Annotated in this window: 4 protein-coding genes; 2 read left to right on the forward strand and 2 right to left on the reverse strand. The window is 73.6% G+C overall.

From position 1 onward, the window contains the following. Positions 1–1142, reverse strand: a 1142-nt coding sequence (locus AC1DY2_RS17285) for a type II toxin-antitoxin system HipA family toxin (RefSeq protein WP_476763536.1), incomplete at its 3' end; no start/stop codon positions are given. Next, positions 1139–1339: a helix-turn-helix transcriptional regulator gene (locus AC1DY2_RS17290; protein ID WP_476763537.1), complete on the reverse strand. Its 201-nt coding sequence runs from the start codon at positions 1337–1339 to the stop codon at positions 1139–1141. The genes AC1DY2_RS17285 and AC1DY2_RS17290, both read right to left, overlap by 4 nt. A 280-nt stretch (positions 1340–1619) precedes the next feature. Between AC1DY2_RS17290 and AC1DY2_RS17295 the strand changes: the two genes are divergently transcribed. Together AC1DY2_RS17295 and AC1DY2_RS17300 are read left to right on the forward strand one after the other, a co-directional pair. Further along, complete coding sequence (locus AC1DY2_RS17295; protein ID WP_476763538.1) at positions 1620–2945, forward strand: cytidylyltransferase domain-containing protein; 1326 nt, start codon at positions 1620–1622, stop codon at positions 2943–2945. Between the two features lie 4 nt (positions 2946–2949). After that, positions 2950–3564, forward strand: a 615-nt coding sequence (locus AC1DY2_RS17300; RefSeq protein WP_476763539.1) for an N-acetylneuraminate synthase family protein, incomplete at its 3' end; no start/stop codon positions are given.

Here is a 3564-nt window from a genome sequence, read left to right on the forward strand (position 1 = left end):
AGCGGGGACCCCTCGAAGCCGATCGACCCGAGGTCGACCCGCGACGCTGCGGCGACGGCGAGCGCCTCGGCGGATCGGGCGGCGCGCTGAGGCAGGCCGATCGAGTCGGCGAACTCGGCCCAGTGCCGGGCTTTGAGGCCCCGAGTGCGTCCGGCGACCGGCAGCGCCATGGAGTCGTCGCCGTACACGAGGGTGCACAGCACATCGTAGATCGGCGCGACGGACCAGCCGCGCTCGTCCGGCCGGATCACCGACAGGTTCTTCGCGTGCAGGTCGCCGTTGCCGGTGAGCCAGGCGAAGGCGAATTGGAGGTAGGCGGCGCGCACGGCGACCGCGGGCGCCCGGCACACCGCGGCGAGTCCGAGCACCGCCTGCTCCGCCGGAACGGTGTACTTCGACGCCGGGGGAAGGCCGAGCACCTGGGTGGCGTCCTCGAGGCCGAGGCGTCGCCAGCGGTCGGCGTCGCGGACCCGGTCGAAGCGCTCCACGAGCAGCCCGGCGGTGCCGGTGCGGTCGTGGACGATCCGCGCTGCCGCGACGGGCAGCCGCAGACGCTTCGCGGCGGTCAGGTGGTGCAGTTCGTTCTCCACGAGGCGGGGATACTCGGCGGGTGAGAGCTTCAGGATGTAGCGGCCGTCGCGTCCCCGCACGGGCGCGCTGATCATCGAGGCGCTGGCCTTGTCCTGGACGCCGGGGATGGCGTGCGTGTCGACGGCGTCGACGAGCTTGCGGAAGTCGAGGAGCTCGGGATCGGTCGGGTCGATCAGGGCGGATGCCTCGATCGGCGCCTCGCCCGCGGGCACGACGCGCACGTCGCCGGGGGTGTCGCCGCCGACCGCGAGGAGCAGCGAGAGCTCGTCGCTCGTGCTCGTCTTCACGGCGCGCTGCAGCACCGTGAGGCGGTGCCCCTCGGGGAGCAGGCCCGCGAAGAACGCCGGGAGCGCGCCGTTCGGTGTGACGACCGGTTCGGTGGACAACGGGAGGGTGGTGGCGATGGGCCTCGCGCCGTCGCCGGCGAGGTAGTCGGGCCGGTAGGCGAAGGACGTGCCGCCCTCGGCGGTCCTCGACAGGGACGCCGCGAGCCGGTCGTCGGCCCACACGTCGGCCGCCGGGACCGACCGGAGACGCTCGAGATCGGTCACGGGCGCGCCTCGATCACCAGGCCGACGACGGTGGCCGCCCGGACGACCGCGGCGAGGCTCGGCGAACCAGTGCCCTTCTCGATGTCCCGGATCGTGCGCTCGGAGGTCTCGGCGAGCTCCGCGTGCTGTGCCTGGGTCAGTCCGGCCTCGCGCCGGGCTCGTCGTACCGCCGTGCCGATCGCCCGGATCTGGTCCATCGGTCCCTCCATCTTCGGCATGATCCTGCCGAATCTGCCGGTCGGCTCGCCAACGGGCGCATTGCCCGCCCTCAACCGGAAGGATACTGCCGAAATGGCTGGCCGGCCATCTTCGCGCGGGGTGTGGCTCCATGTTCGGCAGCATGCTGCCGACGCGAAGCACCGGGCGTTCGAGGGCCCTCGTCGTGTGGCGAGCCCAGCACCGCCCGTCGACCTGACCGTCGCCCGGCGTTCACCGCCCGTGCACCGCGCCGTCGTCGCGGCTGCATAGGTTCGCGCCATGACCCACGCCGAGCTCCTCGTCACGCCCGGCCGGGTGGCGCGAGCGGAGGGGGCCGACCGCGCCATCCGACCCGACGTGGTCGAGCACGCGGCGGATGCCCCGACCGCCCACGCGACGGCCGTGATCCCCGCCCGTGGCGGCTCGCAGGGCCTGCCCGGCAAGAACGTCGCCCGCGTCGGTGGGATCCCGCTCGTCGCCAGGGCGGTGATGGCCGCGCTCGCCGCGGAGCGGATCGCCCGGGTGGTCGTCACCACGGACGACGACGCGATCGCCGAGGCCGCGCGCGTCGCCGGCGCCGAGGTCGTCGTGCGTCCCGCGTCCCTGGCTGGACCGACGGCGTCGAGCGAGTCGGCCGTGCTGCACGCGCTCGAGCAGCTCGACGGCGCCGACCCCGTCACCGTCTTCATCCAGGCGACGTCGCCGTTCATCGACCCCGTCGACCTCGACGCCGCGGTCGACCAGGTCGTGCGCGGGCACCGCGACGCCGTGTTCTCGGCCGCGCCGACCCACGTGTTCCTCTGGCGTGAGGATGCCGCCGCCGGGGCGGTCGGCGTGAACCACGACGCCGCGCAGCGGCCGCGCCGCCAGGATCGCGAGCCCGAGTTCGCCGAGACCGGCGCCTTCTACGTGTTCCGCACCGAGGGGTTCCGCGTCGCGGGGCACCGGTTCTTCGGCCGCGTCGGCGTGCAGCCCGTGCATCCCGACCACGCCATCGAGATCGACGACGCCGCCGACCTGGACCGCGCTCGCGCGCTCGCGCCCCACGTCGACGCCGCGCTCGCCGAGGCCGGACGGGGCATCGCCGGCCCGCGGCATCCGCACATCGACGTCGACGCGCTCGTCACCGACTTCGACGGCGTGCACACCGACGACACCGTGATGGTCGACCAGCTCGGGCGCGAGACCGTGCGCGTGAGCCGCAGCGACGGGCACGGCGTGGCACGCCTGCGGGCGGCGGGCATTCCCGTGCTGATCCTGTCGGCCGAGGAGAACCCGGTCGTGGGGCGCCGGGCCGAGAAGCTCGGCGTGGAGTGCGCACAGGGCGTCGCCGACAAGGGTGCGGTGCTTCGCGACTGGGCGGCGGCACGCGGCATCCGCCTCGACCGCATCGCCTACCTCGGCAACGACCGCGGCGACCTGCCCGCGCTCGCCGAGGTCGGCTGGCCTATCGCGGTCGCCGACGCGGTGCCCGACGTGCGCGCCGCGGCCAGGCACGTGCTGGAACGCCGCGGCGGCGAGGGTGCGGTGCGCGAGCTCACCGACCTCATCGTCGGAGCGAGGACCAGGGCGGGCGCGACCGGCGCCCGCGACGAGGAGGAGTGAGCGAATGGCAGCTGTGCGCATCGGTCGATYGGTGGTCGGCCCCGGAATGCCCGTCTACGTCATCGGCGAGATCGGCCTGAACCACAACGGCGACGTCGACATCGCCAAGCGGCTCATCGACGTGGCGGTCGAGTCCGGCGCGCAGGCGGTGAAGTTCCAGAAGCGCACGCCCGAGATCGCGACGCCCGAGCACATGCGCGACGTGCCGCGTGAGACGCCGTGGGGCACGATGACCTACCTCGACTACCGCCGGCGCGTCGAGTTCGGCGAGGCCGAGTACCTCGAGATCGCCTCCTACGCGCTGCGCGCCGGGGTCGACTGGTTCGCGTCGCCGTGGGACGTGCCCTCGGTCGAGTTCCTCGAACGGCTCGATGTCGTGGCGCACAAGATCGCCTCGGCGTCGGTGACCGACCTCGAGCTGCTCGAGGCCGTCGCCGCGACCGGCAAGCCCGTCATCCTGTCGACCGGCATGTCGACCCTCGACGAGATCGACCGCGCCGTCGAGGCGCTCGGCACCGAGCGGCTCGTGCTCATGCACGCCACGTCGAGCTACCCGATGCCTGCCGAGGAGGCGAACCTGCGCATGATCGGCAGGCTGCAGCACCGGTATCCCGGCGTG

It is taken from the genome of Agromyces sp. P1_H4 (assembly GCF_056405255.1).

What these genes read in the sequence shown, in the direction of transcription:
- AC1DY2_RS17290 (WP_476763537.1), bottom strand. Translation starts at nt 1,339, where the DNA reads ATGGACCAGATCCGGGCGATCGGCACGGCGGTACGACGAGCCCGGCGC.
- AC1DY2_RS17295 (WP_476763538.1), top strand. Translation starts at nt 1,620, where the DNA reads ATGACCCACGCCGAGCTCCTCGTCACGCCCGGCCGGGTGGCGCGAGCG.